Raw genomic sequence first — 20,308 nt, forward strand, 5'->3', positions numbered from 1 at the left:
CGCCCGCCCGGATGACCGGGCGGGCGCACGGGGGCGCAGCGGCCCTTCCGTGTCGACGACCCAGAAGAGGTCTGATGGGATGACGGATAGCCGTCCGGTCCTGACGATGACCGGGATCAGCAAGTCCTTCCCCGGGGTGCGCGCACTCCACGACGTCAACTTCCGGCTTTTCCCCGGCGAGGTGCACGCCCTGATGGGCGAGAACGGCGCGGGCAAGTCGACCCTCATCAAGGTGCTGACCGGTGTGTACGACACCGACGGCGGCACGATCAGCCTGGCCGACGAGCAGGTGTCCTTCAGCGGGCCGATGCAGGCGACCGCCGCCGGGGTGAGCACGGTCTTCCAGGAGGTCAACCTCTGCACCAACCTGTCGGTGGCGGAGAACATCTTCATCGGCCGGGAGCCCCGGCTCCTCGGCGCCGTCCGCTGGGGAGAGGTCCGCCGCCAGGCCCGGGCGCTGCTGACCCGCCTCGACCTCGACCTCGACGTCAGCGCGCCGCTGGGCTCGTACTCTCTGGCGATCCAGCAGATGGTCGCGATAGCCCGCGCCATCGACATCAAGGCGCGGGTGCTGATCCTGGACGAGCCGACGTCCAGCCTCGACGCCGGCGAGGTGGCGCAGCTGTTCCGCATCATGCGGCAACTGCGCGACGAGGGCATCGCGATCCTGTTCGTGACCCACTTCCTCGACCAGGTCTACGAGATCGCGGACCGGATCACGGTGCTGCGCAACGGTGGGCTCGTCGGCGAGTACCCGACCGCCGAGCTGCCCCAGCTTGCTCTGGTCGAGAAGATGATCGGCAAGGAACTCGACGTCCTGGAGGGCATCGAGGAGCACTCCAAGCGGGACCTGGCCGCCCTGGAGGAGGGCACCCCCCTGGTGGCGGTGTCCGACGTCGGCCGGAAGGGGGCCGTGGAGCCGTTCAGCCTCACCATCCACGCCGGTGAGGTGGTGGGCCTGGCCGGTCTGCTCGGCTCGGGGCGTACCGAGGTGGCCCGGTTGTTGTTCGGCGCCGACAAGACCGACGGCGGCCAGGTCACCGTCGACGGCACGGCGAGCAGTCTGCGCACCCCCGCGCACGCCATCGGCCAGGGCGTCGGCTTCTGTTCGGAGAACCGCCGCGCGGAGGGCATCGTCCCCGACCTGTCGGTCCGCGAGAACATGATCCTCGCCATGCAGGCCGCCCGGGGCTGGCTGCGTCCGATTCCGCGTCGCCGCCAGGACGAGCTGGTCGACAAGTACGTCAAGGCACTGAGCATCCGGCCCGCGGATCCGGAGATGCCGGTACGCAACCTCTCCGGCGGCAACCAGCAGAAGGTGCTGCTGGCCCGGTGGCTGATCACCGAGCCACGACTGTTGATCCTCGACGAACCGACCCGGGGCATCGACATCGGCGCGAAGACCGAGATCCAGAGGCTGGTGACCCAGTTGTCCGACGGCGGCATGGCGGTGCTGTTCATCTCCGCCGAGCTGGAGGAGGTGCTGCGCCTGAGCCACAAGGTGGCCGTCATGCGGGACCGGCAGATGGTCGCGCAGTTCGCCAACGACGACAGCCTGGACGCCGACCGCATCATGCAGACCATCGCCAGTGGGTCCCTCCAGGAGGCAGACCGATGAGCGCCACCATGGGCCGCTACCGGGCGCTGACCGGTCACCGGCTGTTCTGGCCCGCCGCTGTGCTGGTCGTCATGCTCGCCGCCAACACGATCTACCGGCCGGGGTTCCTGTCCATCGAGCTCAAGGACGGGCACCTGTACGGCACCCCGATCGACATCCTGCGGCTGAGCGCGCCGTTGATCCTCGTCGCGCTGGGCATGACGCTCGTCATCTCGACCGGGGGCATCGACCTGTCGGTCGGTTCGCTCTGCGCGATCAGCGGCGCGATCGCCTGCATGTACATCAGCAAGCAGCCCGACCAGAACAGCCTCACCGCGGTGCTGACCGCGCTCGCCCTGGCGTTGGCGATCTCGCTGGTGCTCGGTGCCTGGAACGGGGTGCTGGTGGCCGTGATCGGGATCCAGCCGATCATCGCCACGCTGATCCTGATGGTCGCGGGCCGCGGCCTCGCCCAGTTGATCACCCAGGGTCAGATCATCACCATCAACTCCGGGCCGTTCCGGGCGATCGGGCTGGGCCACCTGCTGACCCTGCCACTGGCCATCTTCATCGCCCTCGCCGCGGCACTCGTCGTCGCCGGGTTCACCCGGCGCACCGCACTCGGCATGATCGTCGAGTCGGTGGGCGGTAACGCGGAGGCGAGTCGACTCGCCGGCATCCGCTCCGGCCGGGTCATCTTCCTCGCGTACGTGATCAGCGCCGCCTGCGCCGCGGTCGCCGGTTTCATGATGACCGCCAACGTGTCCAGTGCCGACGGCAACGCGGTCGGTCTCTGGGTGGAGTTGGACGCCATCCTCGCGGTCGTCATCGGCGGCACGTCCCTCGCCGGCGGCCGGTTCTTCCTCAGCGGCACGATCCTCGGCGCGCTGATCATCCAGACCCTGACCACCACGGTGTACGCGATGGACATCTCGCCGCAGACGTCGCTGCTGTTCAAGGCGGTCGTCGTCATCGCCGTCTGCCTCATCCAGGCGCCGGCCTTCCGGGCCAAGTTCGCCCGCCGTCGGCGCGACCTCCCGCCGCCCACCACCGTTGCCGACAAGCCGAAGGAGCAGGTGCCGGCATGACCACTGGATCGCTCACCGCTGGGCGTACCCGGTTCCGGCTGCCACGGCGGCAGATACCGGTCCTGGCCACGCTCGCCCTCCTGCTGGTCATGTACGGCATCGGCGTGTCCCAGTACACGGCGTTCTCGAACGTCCAGGTCATCTTCAACGTCTTCATCGACAACAGCTTCCTGCTCGTCGTGGCGATCGGGATGACCTTCGTGATCCTCACCGGGGGCATCGACCTGTCGGTCGGCTCGGTCGTCGCGATGACGGCGATGGTGTCCGCCTGGCTGCTCCAGGAGGGTCTGCCCGCAGCGCTGGTGCTCGTCATCGCCCTGCTCATCGGGCCGACGCTCGGCCTGCTGATGGGCTGCGTCATCCACTTCTTCGAGATTCAGCCGTTCATCGTCACGCTGGCCGGGATGTTCTTCGCCCGGGGCATGTGCACGTTCATCTCCGACTCGTCCATCCCGATCACCGACGGGTTCTGGACCAGGATGTCGCAGGAGCGCATCGGCGATCCCCGGGGCAATTTCGTGTCGATCAGTGTGCTGATCGCCTTCGTCGTGGTCGCCGTCGCCGCGTACACGCTGGCCTACACCCGGCTCGGGCGCAACGTGTACGCCATCGGCGGCAATCCCCAGTCGGCCCTGCTGATGGGCCTGCCGGTGGGGCGGACCCGGATCGCCGTCTACACGATCAGTGGCCTGTGCTCGGCGATCGGCGGAATCCTGCTGTCCTTCTACACCCTCTCCGGCGCGCCCCTGATCGCGGTGGGCATGGAGTTGGACGTCATCGCCGCCGTCGTCATCGGTGGCACGGTGCTCACCGGAGGCGGTGGCTACGCCTTCGGCACGGTGCTCGGCGTGCTCGTCCTGGGCGTGATCCAAACCCTCATCACCTTCGATGGGAGCCTCAACTCCTGGTGGACCAAGATCGTGATCGGCGGCCTGCTCTTCGCGTTCATCCTCCTCCAGCGCCTCATCGGCATCCGTTACAAGTGACCGTTCCTCTCCCGGAAGGCAACCCCATGGCACCACACAACGCACCCGAGATCTGGTTCCTCACCGGCAGCCAAGGCATGTACGGCGAGGAGACGCTCCGGCAGGTCGCCGAGCAGTCTCGCCAGATCGCGGCCGCGCTCGACGACTCGCCGCAGATTCCCGCCCGGGTGGTCTGGAAGCCCGTCCTGACCAACAGCGGTGAGATCCTGCAGGTCTGCCGGGACGCCGCCGCCCAGGGCGCCATCGGGGTCATCGCGTGGATGCACACCTTCTCGCCGGCGAAGATGTGGATCTCCGGGCTCGACGCGTTGCAGACGCCGCTGCTGCACCTGCACACGCAGGCCAACGTCCTGCTGCCGTGGAACGACATCGACATGGACTTCATGAACCTGAACCAGGCCGCCCACGGCGACCGTGAGTTCGGGTACATCCAGACCCGTCTCGGTGTGGCTCGCAAGACGGTGGCCGGGCACGTCAGTGACCCGCGGGTGAGTGCCCGGGTCGGTGCGTGGGCCCGTGCCGCGCTCGGCTGGTCGGCGATGCGGTCGCTGCGGCTGGCCCGCTTCGGCGACAACATGCGCGACGTCGCGGTGACCGAGGGCGACAAGGTCGAGGCGGAACTGCGGTTCGGGGTGTCGGTCAACACCTACGGCGTCAACGACCTGGTCGAGGTGGTCGGTCAGGTCGCCGACGCGCAGGTCGACGACCTGGTCAAGGAGTACGAGGACACGTACCGCGTCGCCCCGGAGCTGCTGTCCGGGGGCGAGCGGCACGATTCCCTGCGGTACGCGGCCCGGCTGGAGCTGGGCATGCGTGCCTTCCTGGACGAGGGCGGGTTCCGGGCCTTCACCACGAACTTCGAGGACCTCGGGGGCCTGCGCCAGCTGCCCGGCATCGCCGTGCAGCGACTGATGGCCGACGGCTACGGCTTCGGTGGCGAGGGTGACTGGAAGACCTCGGTGCTGGTCCGGACCCTCAAGGCGATGTCGGTGGGTGTGGACGGCGGCACGTCGTTCATGGAGGACTACACCTACGACCTCACCCCGGGCGAGGAGCTGGTGCTGGGCGCGCACATGCTGGAGGTCTGCCCGACGATCGCCTCCGACACGCCGAACGTGGAGATCCACCCGCTGAGCATCGGCGGTCGGGAGGACCCAATCCGGCTGGTCTTCGACGCCGCGCCCGGCCCGGCGGTCGTGCTCGGCCTGGCCGACATGGGGGAGCGGTTCCGGCTCGTCGCCAACGAGATCGACGTGGTCACCCCGCCGCAGCCGCTGCGCAGCCTGCCGGTGGCCCGCGCCGTCTGGCGCCCGCGACCGGACCTGCCCGTTTCGGCCGAGGCGTGGATCACCGCGGGTGCGCCGCACCACACGGTGCTGTCCCAGGCGGTGGGTGTGGAGGAGTTGCACGACCTGGCCGAGATGAGCCGTACCGAGCTGGTCGTCATCGACGCCGAGACCCAGACCCGCCGCTTCGCCGACGAGCTGCGCTGGAACCAGGCCTACTACCGGCTGGCCCGCGGCTTCTGAGGCCCCGCCGCCGGGCGTGATCGGCTCGGGCCCGACGGGTCCGAGCCGATCACGGCGTAGGTGATGATCCACTCGGTCTCCTTGAAAGCGCGGTATCCGACAGGTGCGGAAGGCCCGACTTCAAGGAAAACGAGTGGATCATGTTGTCCTGCCTTTGATCAGCGGGGCGTAGGCCGGCACCGATGGGCCGGCCGCGTGGCCCCGTCCTGAACTGGCGGTCGGTGGCAGACACGCCGAGCACCGCACCGTTGAGCTGCCACCGATCGCGCATCCGCTGGCCGCGCCGCGCGCACGTACGCACGCGTCGTGCCCTCCCGTCGCGCCCTCCGGCGTCGACGCCGTCCGCTCGGACCGCCGACTCATGTTTCGTCTTGACTACGGTCTTGTTATCGATAACAGTAAGCATCAACGTAACTCGATTCCTGCGCCACGCCGGCTCTGATCCGCGCCTCTCCGTCGAGGTCGACCGATCTCCGGGACCTGGCGTGGGGTGCTGTTAGCGATCACATCGATGGTTCGGCCAGCGCGCCGACCAGCGATGCGGATGCCGGCTGAGACGGTCCGGCACCTCAGGCCAGCGAAGGAGGATCATGATTTCCATCGGACGGGTTCCCCGGGGAGCACCGCGCCGGCGCGGGAGACTGTCACTACTCGGCGCGGCCGTGGTGGCGGTGGTGCTCGGTGGGGCCCTCGCGGCCGTCGCCCCGTCGCCGGCTTCGGCGGCGACAGTCGACACCAACGCGTGGTACGTGTTGGTCAACCGCAACAGCGGCAAGGCCCTGGACGTCTACAACCTGGCCACGAACGACGGTGCCCGGATCACGCAGTGGGCCCGGAACAACGGTAATCAGCAGCAGTGGCAGTTCGTGGACTCCGGTGGTGGTTACTACCGGTTGAAGTCGCGGCTGTCGGGCAAGGTGCTCGACGTCTATCAGCGTTCGACGGCCAACGGTGCGGCGGTCGTGCAGTGGTCCGACAACAACGGCACCAACCAGCAGTTCCGGTTGGCCGATTCGGACAGCGGCTACGTGCGGTTGATCAACCGGAACAGCAACAAGGTCATGGAGGTGCAGGGCGCCTCGACCGCCGACGGTGGGAACATCGTGCAGTACGACGACTGGAACGGCGCCAACCAGCAGTGGCAGCTCGTCCGCATGGACGGCGGCACCGACCCCACCACGCCGCCCCCGTCGAACGGCACGTTCTCGAACCCGGCCATCTGGCAGGACTTCGCCGACGTCGACATCATCCGGGTGGACAACGTCTACTACCTGACGTCGTCCACCATGCACTACTCGCCGGGCGCGCCGGTCCTGCGCTCGTACGACCTGGTGAACTGGGAGTTCGCCGGTCACGCCGTGCCCCGGCTCGACTTCGGCTCGAAGTACGACATGAGCGGTGGTAGTAACGCGTACGTCGACGGGATCTGGGCATCGACGCTGAACTACCGGCCGAGCAACCGGCAATACTACTGGGCCGGGTGCATCGACTTCGCGCAGACGCACATCTACACCGCGTCCGCCGTCGACAGCACCTGGAGCAAGCACGCCACCATCCCGAACTGCTACTACGACGCCGGCCTGCTGTTCGACGACAACGACACCCCGTACATCGCGTACGGCAACGGCACCATCAGCGTCGCCCAGCTCTCCGCCGACGGGAAGTCCCAGGTCCGGGCCCAGCAGGTGTACCAGACGCCGTCGAGCATCGGCACGCTGGAAGGTGCCCGGTTCTACAAGCGCAACGGCGCCTACTACATCTGGCTCACCCGACCGGCCAACGGCCAGTACGTGCTCAAGTCGACGAACGGCCCGTTCGGCCCGTACGAGCAGCGTCAGGTCCTGCTGGATCTGCCCGGCCCGATCTCCGGCGGTGGTGTGCCGCACCAGGGCGGCCTGGTGCAGACCCAGAACGGCGACTGGTACTACATGTCCTTCGTCGACGCGTACCCCGGTGGTCGGATGCCGGCCCTGGCACCGATCACCTGGACCGGCGACGGTTGGCCGGTGTTGCAGACGGTCAACGGCAGGTGGGGCGACACGTACCCGAAGCCGAACCTGCCCGCGCCGCCGCGTGCGGTCAAGCCGCTGACCGGCACCGACACGTTCGCCGGCACCACCCTCGGCCCGCAGTGGGAGTGGAACCACAACCCGGACAACAGCAAGTGGTCGGTCAACAACGGCCTGAACCTGCAGACCGCCACCGTCACCGGCGACCTGTACAAGGCGCGCAACACGCTGACCCACCGGATCCAGGGGCCCACCTCGACCGCCACCATCGAATTGGACTACTCCACGATGCGCGACGGTGACCGCACCGGCCTGGCGGTGCTGCGCAACTCGTCGGCCTGGATCGGCATCAAGCGGGACAACGGGTCCACCCGACTGGTCATGCAGAACGGCCTGACGATGGACGGCAGTTGGAACACCACCAGCACCGGCAGCGAGGTCGCGAGCACCGGTGTCTCGGGTGGCCGGATCTGGTTGCGGGCCAACGCCGACATCAGACCCGGGTCCGGCCGGCAGGCCCGTTTCTCGTACAGCACGGACGGGGTCAACTTCACCTCGTTCGGCAACGCCCTGACGCTGGCCAACAACTGGCAGTTCTTCATGGGCTACCGGTTCGCCGTCTTCAACCACGCGACCCAGGCGCTCGGCGGCGCGGTCACCGTACGCCGGTTTGACCTGACCACACCGTGACACCAGTCACACAACGAATGGTCTGACCAGCGGCGCTGGCAGACACGTGCCCGCCGGCACGTCGAGTCGACGCCACGGCTGGTCCTCGCCGGCCTGCTCCACGCTCTGTCCAAGGGCGTAGGGCAGGCCGGCGTGCCATCGCGCATCGACGGAGAACGGCTGTTCACCGCGTACCTCAGGCGGGGGTTGGGTTATGCGGCACTGGTGCGTCGCGCAGTCCACCGACGGGCATGCCGTGTTCGGGGCGGTGGCTGGCGTAGACTGTCGGCGATCCAGCGCTGGTCACCTGGGATTCAGCACCGGCGTGGTGGCTGAGCGAGGGGGATCGGGCCGGGCCGCTCCAGTCGACGTCGACGGGCTGCGGGCCGGAGATGTAGCGGGGGGAGCGAAATGGCCGTCCACGGTCCCGCGATGACGGATGTTGCTCGTCTCGCCGGTGTCTCCCATCAAACGGTGTCGCGAGTGCTCAACGGGCACCCCAACGTTCGTGAGCAGACCCGGTTGCGGGTGCGGGCGGCGATCGCCGAGCTCGGCTACCGCCCGAACGGCGCGGCACGCGCGCTGGTGACCGGTCGGTCCCAGGTCATCGGCGTGGTCGCGCAGAACACGACGCTCTACGGTCCGGCGTCCCTGCTCGCCGCGTTGGAGCAGACCGCCGCCGAGGAGGGTTTCGCGGTCAGCGTCGGCAGCGTCCGCAACCTCGACCACCGGTCCATCTCGGCGGCCGTCGAACGGCATCTGTCGCACCGGGTCGCCGGCATCGTGGTCATCGCGCCGGTCGAGTCGGCCGGTGAGGCGCTGGAGCGCCTACCGAAGGACGTACCGCTGGTCACCGTCGACGGTGACCCGAACCGACCGGTGCCGTTGGTGACCGTCGACCAGGTGGCGGGCGCCCGGGCGGCGACCCAGCATCTGCTCGACGCGGGGCACCGCACCGTCTGGCACGTCTCGGGGCCGTCCGACTGGTTCGACAGCGTCGGTCGGATCGACGGCTGGCGGGAGGCGTTGCTGGCCGCCGGCCTGGTGCCACCGCCGCTGATGCCGGGGGACTGGTCCGCGTCCTCCGGTTACCGGTGCGGGCAGATGCTGGCGCGGATGCCGGAGGTCACCGCGGTCTTCACCGCCAACGACCACCTCGCGCTCGGAGTGCTGCGGGCGTTGCACGAGTACGGCCGACGGGTGCCCGACGACATCAGCGTCGTCGGCTTCGACGACGTGCCGGAGGCGGCGTACTTCATCCCGCCGCTGACGACCGTCCGTCCGGACTTCGACGCGGTCGCGCGGGCGAGCCTGCAGATGTTGCTGACCCAGATCGAGTCGGGCACCGGTGGCGCGCTGCGGCAGACGGTCGCCCCGACCCTGGTCGCCCGCGAGAGCGTCGCCCCACCGCGTCGCTGACGTCCGGGCCACCGCGTCGCTGACGTCCGGGCCACCGCGTCGCCCCGGTCGCTAAGACCCGGCTCAATCGCTGCGCGATCTCACCAATCGACGAGAAGCAATGCGGTACGCGCAAGGTATTGAACCTCGTGAAATGGGACCGTAACATGATGGACGTCTCTGTTAACGCTAACAAAGAATTGGCGTCCAGCTATCGGCCCATCGACCGGAGATCGTAGTCAGGGCGGGCGCCACCGACAAGGAGGCTCGATGAACCGCATCACTCGAGGTCGTCGCTGGGGGAGCGTGCTGGCAGCCGGCCTACTACTCGCCGGCACCCTGGTCGGCCTCCGCGCCCCCGCGGCGCAGGCGCTCGACAACGGCGTGGCGCGTACCCCCCCGATGGGGTGGAACTCGTGGAACTCGTTCGGCTGCAACATCAACGAGGCGCTGATCCGGACCACGGCGGACGCGATCGTCAGCAGCGGGATGCGCGACCTGGGCTACGAGTACGTCGTGGTCGACGACTGCTGGTTCAACCCGAACCGGGACTCCTCCGGCAACATCCAGGGCGACCCGACCCGGTTCCCCAGCGGAATGAAGGCGCTCGGCGACTACCTGCACGCCCGGGGTCTGAAGTTCGGTCTCTACCAGGTGCCCGTCGACAAGACCTGCGCGCAGTACTTCGGCGCCTACCCCGGCGCCACCGGTAGCCGCGGCCACGAGGTGCAGGACGCACGCCAGTTCGCCGCCTGGGGTGTCGACTTCCTCAAGTACGACTGGTGCTCGCCGGAGGGCAGCATCAACGACCAGGTCGCCACCTTCGCCAAGATGCGCGACGCGCTGGCCGCCACCGGCCGGCCGATCGTCTACAGCATCAACCCGAACAGCATCCACGCCAAGACCGGCCCGCAGCGCAACTGGGGGGACGTCGCCAACATGTGGCGGACCACCGAGGACATCACCAACGCGTGGGACACCGGCCAGACCAACGGCTACCCGATGGGCATCCAGAACATCATCAACGTGACGGTTCCGCTGGCCTCCTACGCGCGCCCGGGTGGATTCAACGACCCGGACATGATGGAGGTCGGTCGCGGCGGCATGAACGACACGGAGATGCGCAGCCACTTCGCGATGTGGGCGATCATGGCGTCGCCACTGATCGCCGGCAACGACGTCCGGAACATGAACGCCGCGACGCAGACCATCCTCAAGAACGCCAACCTGATCGCGATCAACCAGGACTCCCTCGGGTTGCAGGGGACGCAGGTGTCGTTCGACGGCACGCGTCGGGTGCTGGCCAAGCGGCTCGCCAACGGTGACGTCGCCGTCGCCCTGTTCAACCAGGGCTCCTCGACCACGACGATCTCAACCACGGCCTCCGCCATCGGCAAGTCCGGCTCGTCGTTCACGCTGGTGGACGCGTGGACGAATGCCACCAGTTCCAGCAGCGGAACGATCAGCGCCAGCGTCCCGGCGCACGGCACCGTCGTGTACCGGGTCAGCGGTGGCGGCACGACTCCGCCGACGACCCCGCCGCCGACCACGTCGAGCGCGTACGCCAGCGCGGCCTCCAACCGCTGCCTGGACGTGCCGAACAGCAACACCACCAACGGCACGCAGCCGGTCATCTGGGACTGCAACGGCCAGGCCAACCAGCGCTGGACGCGCAACGGTCAGACCCTGCAGGCCCTGGGCAAGTGCCTGGACGCGCCGACGAACGCGGCGGCCGGCTCCAAGGTGCAGATCTGGGACTGCAACGGCGGAACCAACCAGCAGTGGAACATCAACGCCAACGGGACGATCAGCGGCGTACAGTCCGGGCTCTGCCTGGACGTCAACAACAACGGCACGGCCAACGGCACCACGGTGATCCTCTGGAACTGCACCGCGGCGGCCAACCAACGGTGGTCGCAGCGGTAGCCACCTGAACCGGCGCTTCTCTTGGTGCCCGCGGACGACTACGGTCGTCCGCGGGCATCGGCGTGTCACGGCGTCGGACTGACCCCGGAGAGTCGCCGTGCGCTCACTCTCGGGCGATTGACTGCATGGCTACGCTCGCCTGGATGCTCCGTTACGAGACCGTGACACCGGTATTTCGGAGTAGGTGTTGACGCAACCTATGTGAGCGCTAACACTACCCGAAAGATGACAGTTGGCCCCGGCAGTCGGCGGGGGAGTCCAGAGAGGAGAACCCCGTGCGCAGGAGATTCCTGGTAGCTCTCGGCAGCGCGGCGCTGGCGCTGAGCCTTGCGGCGTGCAGTGGCGAGGGAGCGGGCAGCGACGGCGACAAGAGCGGCGAGAAGCCCAGCGACCTGACCATCGGTGTGTCGATGCCGACCCAGACCTCGGAGCGGTGGATCGCCGACGGCAACGCGGTGAAGTCCAAGCTCGAGGCGAAGGGCTACAAGGTCGACCTCCAGTACGCCGGCGACGACATCCCGACGCAGTCCCAGCAGGTCGACCAGATGATCACCCAGGGTGCGGACGTACTGGTGATCGCGGCGATCGACGGCACGGCGCTCAACAGCCAGCTGCAGGCCGCCGCGGCCGCGAAGATTCCGGTCATCTCCTACGACCGGCTGATCCGTGGCAGCAAGGACGTCGACTTCTACGTCAGCTTCGACAACTACAAGGTCGGCGTCGCCCAGGGCACCGCGCTGCTCGTCGGTCTCGGCCTGCTGAACAAGGACGGCTCGAAGGGCACCGCCAAGGGCCCGCTGAACGTCGAGCTCTTCGCCGGGTCGCTGGACGACAACAACACCCAGTACTTCTACGGCGGCGCGATGGACACGCTGAAGCCGTTCATCGAGGACGGCACGCTCGTCGTCAAGTCCAAGCAGACCACCCCCGAGCAGATCGCCACCCTGCGCTGGCAGCAGGAGACCGCGCAGAAGCGGATGGAGAACCTGCTCACCTCCAGCTACAACGACGGCTCGAAGGTCGACGGCGTGCTGTCCCCGTACGACGGCATCTCCCGGGGCATCATCACCGCGCTGCAGAACGCCGGCTACGGCAGCGGCGCGAAGAAGCTCCCGGTGGTCACCGGTCAGGACGCGGAGATCGCCTCGATCAAGCTGATCAACGACGGCGTGCAGAACTCCACGGTCTTCAAGGACACCCGACTGCTGGCCGAGCAGGCCGTCAACGCGTCCGAGGCGTTCCTGCAGAAGAAGCAGCCGCAGGCCAACGACACCCAGACGTACAACAACGGGGTCAAGGTCGTCCCGGCGTACCTGCTGCCGATCGCCACGGTCTACAAGGACGACATCAAGGCCACGCTGATCGACTCGGGCTACTGGACGGCGGAAGAGGTCGCCGCCGGCCAGGCCAAGAAGTAAAGCCACTCGTCGGGCCCGGCGGTCTCCGCCGGGCCCGACGCCGTGGCGTACCACGTCCGACCTGACAGAGGACAGTGACAATGGACGACACCATCCTTGAGATGCGCCGCATCACGAAGACCTTCCCCGGCGTGACCGCGCTGGAGGACGTCACCCTCGCCGTCCGTCGCGGGGAGATCCACGCCATCTGCGGGGAGAACGGCGCCGGCAAGTCAACCCTGATGAAGGTGCTGTCCGGCGTCCACCCGTCCGGCTCGTACGACGGTGAGATCCTCTTCGACGGCAAGCCGGTGCAGTTCCGGGGCATCCGCGACAGCGAGGCCAACGGCATCGTCATCATCCACCAGGAACTCGCCCTGGTGCCGTACCTGTCGATCGCGGAGAACATCTTCCTCGGCAACGAGCGGCGCGGCCGCACCGGGCTCATCGACTGGAACCTGGCCAACGCCGAGGCGGCGAAGCTACTGGCGTCCGTCGGGCTGCACGAGAACCCCGTCACCCCGGTCATCCAGCTCGGCGTCGGCAAGCAGCAGCTGGTGGAGATCGCCAAGGCCCTGTCGAAGAAGGTGAAGCTGCTCATCCTCGACGAGCCCACCGCCGCGCTCAACGACATCGACTCCGCTCACCTGCTCGACCTGCTGCGGGCACTGCGGGACCAGGGCATCACCTGCATCATGATCTCGCACAAGCTCAACGAGATCATGGCCATCGCCGACTCGACGACGGTCATCCGCGACGGGCGCACGGTCGAGACCCTCGACATGACGTCCGACGACGTGAACCAGCAGCGGATCATCCGCGGCATGGTCGGCCGTGACCTGGACAGCTTCTACCCCGACCGGGAGTCGTCCCCCGGCGAGGAGGTCCTCCGCATCGAGGACTGGACGGCGCGGCACCCGGTCCAGGACCGGATGATCGTCGAGGGCGTCAACCTGTCCGTGCGCGCCGGTGAGGTGGTCGGCATCGCCGGCCTGATGGGCGCCGGGCGCACCGAGCTGGCGATGAGCGTGTTCGGTCGTTCGTACGGGCGCGACATCAGCGGCCGGCTGTTCGTGCGCGGGAAAGAGGTGCAGGCGCGTACCGTCGCCGAGGCGATCGACAACGGGATCGCGTACGTCACCGAGGACCGCAAGCACTACGGTCTCAACCTCATCGACGACGTGCGGCGCAACGTGTCCGCCGCCGCGTTGGACCGCCTGTCCCGGCTGGGCTGGGTCAACGGCAACGAGGAGATCAAGGTTGCCGAGACGAGCCGCCAGGAGATGAACATCCGGACGCCGAGCGTGATGGCGGTGGTCGGCAAGCTCTCCGGCGGCAACCAGCAGAAGGTCGTGCTGTCGAAGTGGCTGTTCACCGACCCGGACGTGCTGATCCTGGACGAACCCACCCGTGGGATCGACGTCGGGGCCAAGTACGAGATTTACACCATCATCAACCGGCTGGTGGCCGCCGGCAAGGCAGTGATCGTCATCTCCTCCGAGCTGCCGGAGCTGCTCGGGATGTGCGACCGCATCTACACCCTCGCCGCCGGCCGGATCACCGGTGAGATGCCGGTGGCCGAGGCTACTCAGGAGAGCCTCATGGAGCTGATGACCAAGGACAAGGAGCTCGTCGGATGACCGACATCAAGACCTCTTCGACGGAGCGCCCGACGCCCCCGGACAGCGCGCCCGCCGCCGCCCTGCACAGCGGGACGAGCGACCTGCGGGCGTTGGTGTTGAACAACCTGCGGCAGAGCGGGATCTACGTCGCCCTGGTCGTCATCGTCGCGCTCTTCGCGCTCCTGACCGACGGGGTGCTGCTGAGCCCCGGAAACATCACCAACATCGTCCTCCAGTACTCGTACATCCTGGTGCTCGCCATCGGGATGGTCATCCTGATCATCGGCGGTCACATCGACCTGTCGGTCGGATCGGTGGTCGCGCTGACCGGAGCGGTGTCCGCCGTCCTGGTGATCCAGCAGGGGCATCCCTGGTGGATCGGCGTTCTGGCGGCACTGGCCGTCGGCATCGCCGTCGGTGCCTGGCACGGCTTCTGGGTGGCGTACGCCGGCATTCCGGCCTTCATCGTGACCCTGGCGGGCATGCTGCTCTTCCGGGGCCTCACCCTGCGGGTGCTCGACAACATCTCGCTGTCGCCTTTCCCGGCCGAGTACCAGAAGGTCGCGGCGGGCTTCCTCAACGGGCTGCTCGGCGGGAACGGCTTCGACGCCTTCACGTTGCTGATCGGCGCCGTCGCCGTGGCCGGCTACGCGGTGAGTGGCTTCCGCACCCGCGTGGCACGCATCCGCTACCAGCAGCACGTCGAGTCGTTCCCGCTGTTCGTCGCCCGGGTCGTGCTGGTCGGCGCGGTCATCATGTACTTCGCCTGGCAGCTGGCGCACGCCCGCGGTCTGCCGATCGTGCTGATCATCCTCGCGGTCCTCGTGCTGGTCTACGGCCTGGTCACCCGGCGTACCGTCTTCGGTCGCCAGGTCTACGCGATCGGTGGCAACCTGTCGGCGGCGGCGCTGTCCGGGGTGAAGGTCCGGACCGTCAACTTCTGGATGTTCGTCAACATGGGCTTCCTGGCCGCGGTGGCGGGCGTCATCTACTCCTCGCGGTCCAACGGCGCCCAACCCGCCGCCGGCAACATGTTCGAGCTGGACGCGATCGCCGCGGCCTTCATCGGCGGCGCGGCGGTCACCGGTGGTGTCGGCACCGTGGTGGGCGCGATGGTCGGTGGTCTGATCATGGCGGTGATGAGCAACGGCATGCAGCTGATGGGCATCGACCAGTCGACCCAGTCGGTGGTGAAGGGCCTCGTCCTGCTCGTCGCGGTCGCCTTCGACGTCTACAACAAGCGTCGGGCCGGAACGGCCCGCTGACGCCTGGACCGTACGCACGTGTGCCCCTGCCCGTCCTGCGGGTGGGGGCGCACGTCGTTTCGGCAGGATGCTGTTTGCTGAGTGGTGCCGAGGCGGTCGTTCGGCTCCGTCTCGACCGCGGGCGCTCACCCCTACGGCCCGCGACCGGCCCGCCGGGCGCGGGTGTCCTGGCACGGTGCGGTAGAGCTGCCCCGGAAGCGGGCCGCTAGCTCGCGCGGGGCTCGACCTGGCATCCGCGGTGTCGCGGTCGGCGGGCGTGCGACCGGGTGCCTTTGTTGTGGGTGACAGTTCCTGTGCTGTGGGCAGATGACCTTCGGTCGCGCTGGGAGGCCGGTCCACCATCCGGTCGTCCGGGGACGGCCCACCGACGGTCGTGGGGGGAGCGGACGGCGTCACCGCAAGTGGCTTTTCCGTAGATCTTGGACAGTTTCCGTTCCGCCAGAACGGAAACTGTCCAAGATCTCGCGTTCGGCGGCGCGGTTCACCGTGCTCGAGGGGTTCCGGTGATCGGGTGTCGGGAATGCCCCTTTCCTGCGACGCTGCCAGACGAACCGCGCCCCGCCCCATGTCTGGGGCAGCTCCACAGCGAGCCGGGCAGGCCGAACCGCCCACCACCAACCGCCCGGCGACGCGCAGCGTGCGACATGGGCGTGTGGGGTGCGGCGGGCGGGGTCCGGCACTCGGCGGGGTTCCGACGCGCGGGCCCCAAGGTCGTGGGGCGCGAGGTCGCGGGGCGCGAGGTCGCGGGCCCCAAGGTCGCGGGCCCCAAGGTCGTGGGGCGCGAGGTCGTGGGGCGGGAGGTTCGGGGTCCGAGGTGGTGGGGGCGCGAGGTCGCGGGTCCGAGGTGGTGGGGTCCGAGGTGGTGGGGATCCCGCTGCGCCGCGATCGGCGCAGCGGGATCACGCGGTCAGTGGCAGTTGCCGGTGCCGCTGTCGCTGTAGGTCTGCCCGGCCACCGGCACGAACTGCCAGTCGTAGCTGCCGGAGTGCAGGGTGAACTTCAGGACGCCCCACGCCGAACTGTTGCGGGCTTCACTGTTGGGTTGGATGGTGCCGAAGCCGTAGTGGCTCGCGCCACCCATGCCGGCGACGAAGCTGCGCAGACCCCGACTGCTGTCGGCGCCACCGGAGGGGTTCATCGGTGCGAACCGCTCGTACACGTGGTTGTGCCCCCACACCACGACGTCGGCGTTGTAGTCGTAGAGCGCCTGGTACAGCGGGCGCGTGGACGTCGACGGCGCGTGGTTGGAGCTGGACGTGAACAGCGGGTGGTGCCAGTACGCCAGCGTGCACGGCTTGCTGGTGGCGGCCAGGTCGGCGCGCAGCCACTGCTCCTGGGTCGATCCGGCGGACATGCTGATGTTCGAGTTCAGCGACACGATGTGCCAGTTGCCGAGGTCGAAGGAGTAGTAGCCACGGCCACTCGGGCCGGCGGACGTACCGAAGTAGTTGTAGTAGCCGGTCGCGCCGGACGTGTTGTAGTCGTGGTTGCCCGGCGACGGCCGGGTGCGGCTCTTGTGCCGCCCCCAGGTGGGCTCGTAGTAGCTGTTGAACTGCGACGCGGTGCCGCTGTCGTAGACGTTGTCGCCGGTGGTGAAGACCGTGCCGGGGATGGTGTCGAGCAGCGCGGCGGTGGCGCTGTCGCCGGAGCCGGAGTCGGCGATGTCGCCCGCGCCGACGAACACCGGGTCACCGGACGGAGGCGTGGTGGTCCCGGTGGTGACCACCAGTTGCGGGGCGTCCGCGCCGCTCTCGCGGGTGTCGTAGTACGCGCCGTCACCGCTGGCGGAGGTCGCGCCGAAGCTGTACGTCCCGTTGCCGGTCACCGCAGCCGTGACGTCGACCTCGTACCAGGTGTTGCCGCTGACCGCGCCGATCGTGCCGAGTGTGGCGCCGTCGATGGCCGGTTGGTTGTTCCAGGTGGTGCCGGTCTCCGACCAGGTCGTGTTGGACATCCGGCGGAACGTGCCACCGGCGTCGCTGCCGCTGTTGCCGCTGATCGTGCGCAGCCGCAGCTTCGCGCTGGTCACCGTGCCGCTGACGCCGCTCACCGTGAAGCGCAGGAACGAGTGTCGCACCGGCGAGTTGTCGACGACGATCTGCGTCGACGTGCCGTAGTTGGTGGAGGCCGTGTCGCTCTGGACGTAGGTGTCGGCGACCGGCGTGAACGTCACGCTCGCCGCCGACGCCGAGCCGGCAGCGGTCACGACGACGGCGGCGGTCGCGGCGAGGACCACCGTGACCACCCCCAGCGTCACCGGCGGACGGGGGAATCGAATGTCCATCCAGGACTCCTTCGCATCGTGGGAAGAGCGCAAGGAATGTAGGAGAGTCGACGGTCCGAAGGGCCACAGTCGAATGAACAGTACGCTCAGCCAGTGAAACATCTCGATGTTTGTCGGATGTTCACCCGCCGCACGCCTGCCGGCTCCCGTCGGACCCTTGCCGCTCCTGCGTCCGGTCGCCACGATGGCTGACCGTCAGCTACCGACCCGAGGAGATGCTCGTGTACCTGTCGACCGTCTCCCGGCCGGTCGCCGACCCACCGGAATCGGGGCCTCGGCGTCGACGACTGGCCATGGTCAGCGGCAACGTCGTAGCGCTCGGCACGGTCAGTCTGATCACCGACGTCTCGGCCGAGATGGTGGCCGCCGTCCTCCCCCTCTATCTGGTGCTGGGCCTGCAACTCAGCCCGGTGGCGTTCGGGGTGCTCGACGGCGTGCACACCGGTGCCACCGCGTTGCTGCGGGTCGTCGGTGGCTTCGTCGCCGACCGGTTCCAGCGGCGCAAGCTGGTCGCGGGTCTCGGCTACACCCTCTCCGCGGTCGCGAAGCTCGGGCTGCTGCTCGCCGGCCGGTCGATACCGGCGATCGGTGCCGTCATCGCCGTGGACCGGCTCGGCAAGGGTGTCCGCAGCGCACCCCGCGACGCCCTGATCACACTCTCCACCTCGCCCGAGGCGCTGGGCCGGGCGTTCGGGGTGCATCGCGCGATGGACAGCGTCGGCGCGTTCCTCGGGCCGCTCGCCGCGTTCGCGGTCCTGCTGGTCGTCGGGCAGTCGTACGACGCGGTGTTCGTCACCAGCTTCTGCGTCGCAGCCCTGGCCGTGGTGGTGCTCGTGCTGTTCGTCCGGGAGCGGCCACCGGGGGAGGTGCGGGGCGAGGCGAAGGATGAACCGAAGGTCTCCATCCGGGAGGCTCTCGGGCTGTTCCGTGGCGGACCGGCCCGTCGACTCGTGCTGGCCGCCGCGATGCTCGGGTTGGCCACCGTCGGCGACGGGTTCGTTTACCTGTTGTTGCAGCGTCGGGAGGATCTCGGCCTGCGCTGGTTCCCGCTGCTCGCGGTGGGCACCAGCCTCGCGTACCTGCTGCTCGCCGCCCCGCTCGGCGTGCTCGCCGACCGGATCGGGCGGCTGCCCGTGGTGATCGGCGGCTACACCGCCCTCGGTGCGACGTACCTGCTGTTGGCCGGGCCGGTCGACGGCTGGCCCCTGATCGTGCTGACGCTGACGCTCTACGGCGCGTTCTACGCGGCCACCGACGGCGTGCTCATCGCGCTCGCCGGGCCGGTCCTGCCGGCACGGCTGCGGACCACCGGGATCGCTCTCGTGCAGACCGGGCAGGCCCTGGCGTACCTCGTCTCCTCGGTCCTGTTCGGTCTCGCCTGGCAGGCGTTCGGGCCGGAGACCGCGATCCGCGCGGCGGCCGTCGCGGTCGCCGGGGTCCTGGTCCTCACGCTGCTCCTGCTGGTGCCCCCGTCCCGCCTCGCCACCCGGAAGGTGCCCCGATGACCGCGATGTCGACCCGAGCGAAACTCGGCGTGGTGACCGCCTCGGCCGTGCTGCTGGCCGGTGTGGCGGTCGGTTACGTGGCCACGGCGGCGGAGACCGCACCGAAGCCGCCTCCCACCACCGGCGAGCAGGCGGTCACCCTGACACCCGGCCCGCGCCTGCTGGCGATCACCGACCGGCACGTCTCCACCGTCGCCGCGGCCGACCCCACCGGGCCGCGTACCGTCTCCGGCCTGGAATGCCTCCGGGTGTACGCCGCCGCCGGCACGGGCGTCTGCCTGAAACCGGAGACCGCGTGGTCGTACCGGATGGTCGTGCTCGACGCCGCGTTGCGGGAGACCCGGACGGTCAGCGTGCCGGGTCTGCCGAACCGGGCGCGGGTCTCGGCCTCCGGACGGATGGTCTCCTGGACGACCTTCGTCGGCGGTGACTCCTACACCTCCAGCGGCTTCTCCACCCGCACCGGGATCCTCGACACCCACAGCGGGGTCACCGTCGCCTCGCTGGAGGAGTTCGCGATCACGAAGGACGGTCGACGCTACCGCCACCCGGACGTCAACTACTGGGGTGTCACCTTCACCGCCGACGACAACCGCTTCTACGCGACCATGTCGACCGGGGGCAGGAGGTACCTCGTCCGGGGTGACGTCGCCGCCCGCACCGTCGAGACGGTGAAGGAGAACGTCGAGTGCCCGTCGCTGTCGCCGGACGGCACCCGGCTCGCGTTCAAGGAGGCCGTCGACGCCGACCCGGCGAAGGGCTGGCGGCTCTCCGTCCTCGACCTGGCGACCATGCGGGTCACCGCGACAGCCGAGACGACGAGCGTCGACGACCAGGCCGCCTGGCTGGACGGCGGCACGCTGGCCTACACGCTGCGGCAGGACGACGGTCGGCCGGACGTGTGGAGCGTCCCGGCCGACGGGTCCGGCGCGCCGAAGCTGGTGATCCCCGGCGCCGAGTCGCCGTCCCCGCTCACCTGACGGATCGGCCCTCGGGCAGCCACGACACCTGACCGCCTTGGTGCGGACAGCAT

The 20,308-nt window shown here is 68.7% G+C and carries 13 protein-coding genes; 12 read left to right on the plus strand and 1 reads right to left on the minus strand.

The genetic code is table 11. The annotated features are described in order from the left end of the window. Positions 1–79 precede the first annotated feature (79 nt). From O7616_RS14385 to mmsB, 10 genes are all read left to right on the plus strand, one after another. Positions 80–1,618, plus strand: coding sequence for a sugar ABC transporter ATP-binding protein (locus tag O7616_RS14385; protein ID WP_282307246.1), 1,539 nt, complete (start codon positions 80–82; stop codon positions 1,616–1,618). Next, complete coding sequence (locus tag O7616_RS14390; protein WP_282307247.1) at positions 1,615–2,685, plus strand: ABC transporter permease; 1,071 nt, start codon at positions 1,615–1,617, stop codon at positions 2,683–2,685. The genes O7616_RS14385 and O7616_RS14390 overlap by 4 nt, the downstream gene beginning before the upstream one ends. Continuing rightward, entirely contained in the window at positions 2,682–3,671 is a 990-nt protein-coding gene (gene yjfF, locus O7616_RS14395; RefSeq protein ID WP_145784528.1) for a galactofuranose ABC transporter, permease protein YjfF, read from the plus strand. Before O7616_RS14390 ends, yjfF begins: the two co-directional genes overlap by 4 nt. A gap of 26 nt (positions 3,672–3,697) precedes the next feature. After that, positions 3,698–5,200 (plus strand): L-arabinose isomerase, encoded by a 1,503-nt coding sequence (gene araA / locus O7616_RS14400; RefSeq protein ID WP_282307248.1) that lies wholly within the window; start codon positions 3,698–3,700, stop codon positions 5,198–5,200. A 590-nt stretch (positions 5,201–5,790) separates the two neighbouring features. Further along, positions 5,791–7,899 (plus strand): RICIN domain-containing protein, encoded by a 2,109-nt coding sequence (locus tag O7616_RS14405; RefSeq protein ID WP_282307249.1) that lies wholly within the window; start codon positions 5,791–5,793, stop codon positions 7,897–7,899. Between the two features lie 411 nt (positions 7,900–8,310). Then, positions 8,311–9,297 (plus strand): LacI family DNA-binding transcriptional regulator, encoded by a 987-nt coding sequence (locus O7616_RS14410; RefSeq protein WP_282261352.1) that lies wholly within the window; start codon positions 8,311–8,313, stop codon positions 9,295–9,297. A gap of 249 nt (positions 9,298–9,546) precedes the next feature. Continuing rightward, positions 9,547–11,202, plus strand: coding sequence for an alpha-galactosidase (locus O7616_RS14415; RefSeq protein ID WP_282307250.1), 1,656 nt, complete (start codon positions 9,547–9,549; stop codon positions 11,200–11,202). 275 nt (positions 11,203–11,477) lie between these two features. Continuing rightward, positions 11,478–12,620 (plus strand): multiple monosaccharide ABC transporter substrate-binding protein, encoded by a 1,143-nt coding sequence (chvE, locus tag O7616_RS14420; protein ID WP_282261349.1) that lies wholly within the window; start codon positions 11,478–11,480, stop codon positions 12,618–12,620. A gap of 80 nt (positions 12,621–12,700) precedes the next feature. Then, positions 12,701–14,239, plus strand: a complete 1,539-nt coding sequence (mmsA, locus tag O7616_RS14425) for a multiple monosaccharide ABC transporter ATP-binding protein (protein ID WP_282307251.1) — start codon at positions 12,701–12,703, stop codon at positions 14,237–14,239. After that, on the plus strand, positions 14,236–15,486 hold the full coding sequence (mmsB, locus tag O7616_RS14430; RefSeq protein WP_282261345.1) for a multiple monosaccharide ABC transporter permease: 1,251 nt from the start codon (positions 14,236–14,238) through the stop codon (positions 15,484–15,486). The genes mmsA and mmsB overlap by 4 nt, the downstream gene beginning before the upstream one ends. A 907-nt stretch (positions 15,487–16,393) precedes the next feature. Here the strand turns inward: mmsB and O7616_RS14435 are convergent. Beyond that, positions 16,394–17,770 (minus strand): DNRLRE domain-containing protein, encoded by a 1,377-nt coding sequence (locus O7616_RS14435; protein ID WP_282307252.1) that lies wholly within the window; start codon positions 17,768–17,770, stop codon positions 16,394–16,396. Between the two features lie 221 nt (positions 17,771–17,991). Here O7616_RS14435 and O7616_RS14440 point away from each other — a divergent pair, with 221 nt between their 5' ends. After that, the gene (locus tag O7616_RS14440; RefSeq protein WP_282307253.1) at positions 17,992–19,275 is read left to right on the plus strand and encodes an MFS transporter; all 1,284 of its coding nucleotides are present in this window, start codon (positions 17,992–17,994) and stop codon (positions 19,273–19,275) included. Then, positions 19,272–20,255, plus strand: a complete 984-nt coding sequence (locus O7616_RS14445) for a hypothetical protein (protein ID WP_282307254.1) — start codon at positions 19,272–19,274, stop codon at positions 20,253–20,255. The genes O7616_RS14440 and O7616_RS14445 overlap by 4 nt, the downstream gene beginning before the upstream one ends. Positions 20,256–20,308: the final 53 nt, after the last annotated feature.

Source organism: Micromonospora sp. WMMD964 (assembly GCF_029581455.1).
Classification (GTDB): Bacteria; Actinomycetota; Actinomycetes; order Mycobacteriales; family Micromonosporaceae; genus Micromonospora.

What these genes read in the sequence shown, in the direction of transcription:
- yjfF (WP_145784528.1), top strand. Translation starts at nt 2,682, where the DNA reads ATGACCACTGGATCGCTCACCGCTGGGCGTACCCGGTTCCGGCTGCCA.
- O7616_RS14410 (WP_282261352.1), top strand. Translation starts at nt 8,311, where the DNA reads ATGACGGATGTTGCTCGTCTCGCCGGTGTCTCCCATCAAACGGTGTCG.
- O7616_RS14390 (WP_282307247.1), top strand. Translation starts at nt 1,615, where the DNA reads ATGAGCGCCACCATGGGCCGCTACCGGGCGCTGACCGGTCACCGGCTG.
- O7616_RS14415 (WP_282307250.1), top strand. Translation starts at nt 9,547, where the DNA reads ATGAACCGCATCACTCGAGGTCGTCGCTGGGGGAGCGTGCTGGCAGCC.
- O7616_RS14405 (WP_282307249.1), top strand. Translation starts at nt 5,791, where the DNA reads ATGATTTCCATCGGACGGGTTCCCCGGGGAGCACCGCGCCGGCGCGGG.
- mmsA (WP_282307251.1), top strand. Translation starts at nt 12,701, where the DNA reads ATGGACGACACCATCCTTGAGATGCGCCGCATCACGAAGACCTTCCCC.
- O7616_RS14445 (WP_282307254.1), top strand. Translation starts at nt 19,272, where the DNA reads ATGACCGCGATGTCGACCCGAGCGAAACTCGGCGTGGTGACCGCCTCG.
- O7616_RS14435 (WP_282307252.1), bottom strand. Translation starts at nt 17,770, where the DNA reads ATGGACATTCGATTCCCCCGTCCGCCGGTGACGCTGGGGGTGGTCACG.
- araA (WP_282307248.1), top strand. Translation starts at nt 3,698, where the DNA reads ATGGCACCACACAACGCACCCGAGATCTGGTTCCTCACCGGCAGCCAA.
- mmsB (WP_282261345.1), top strand. Translation starts at nt 14,236, where the DNA reads ATGACCGACATCAAGACCTCTTCGACGGAGCGCCCGACGCCCCCGGAC.
- O7616_RS14385 (WP_282307246.1), top strand. Translation starts at nt 80, where the DNA reads ATGACGGATAGCCGTCCGGTCCTGACGATGACCGGGATCAGCAAGTCC.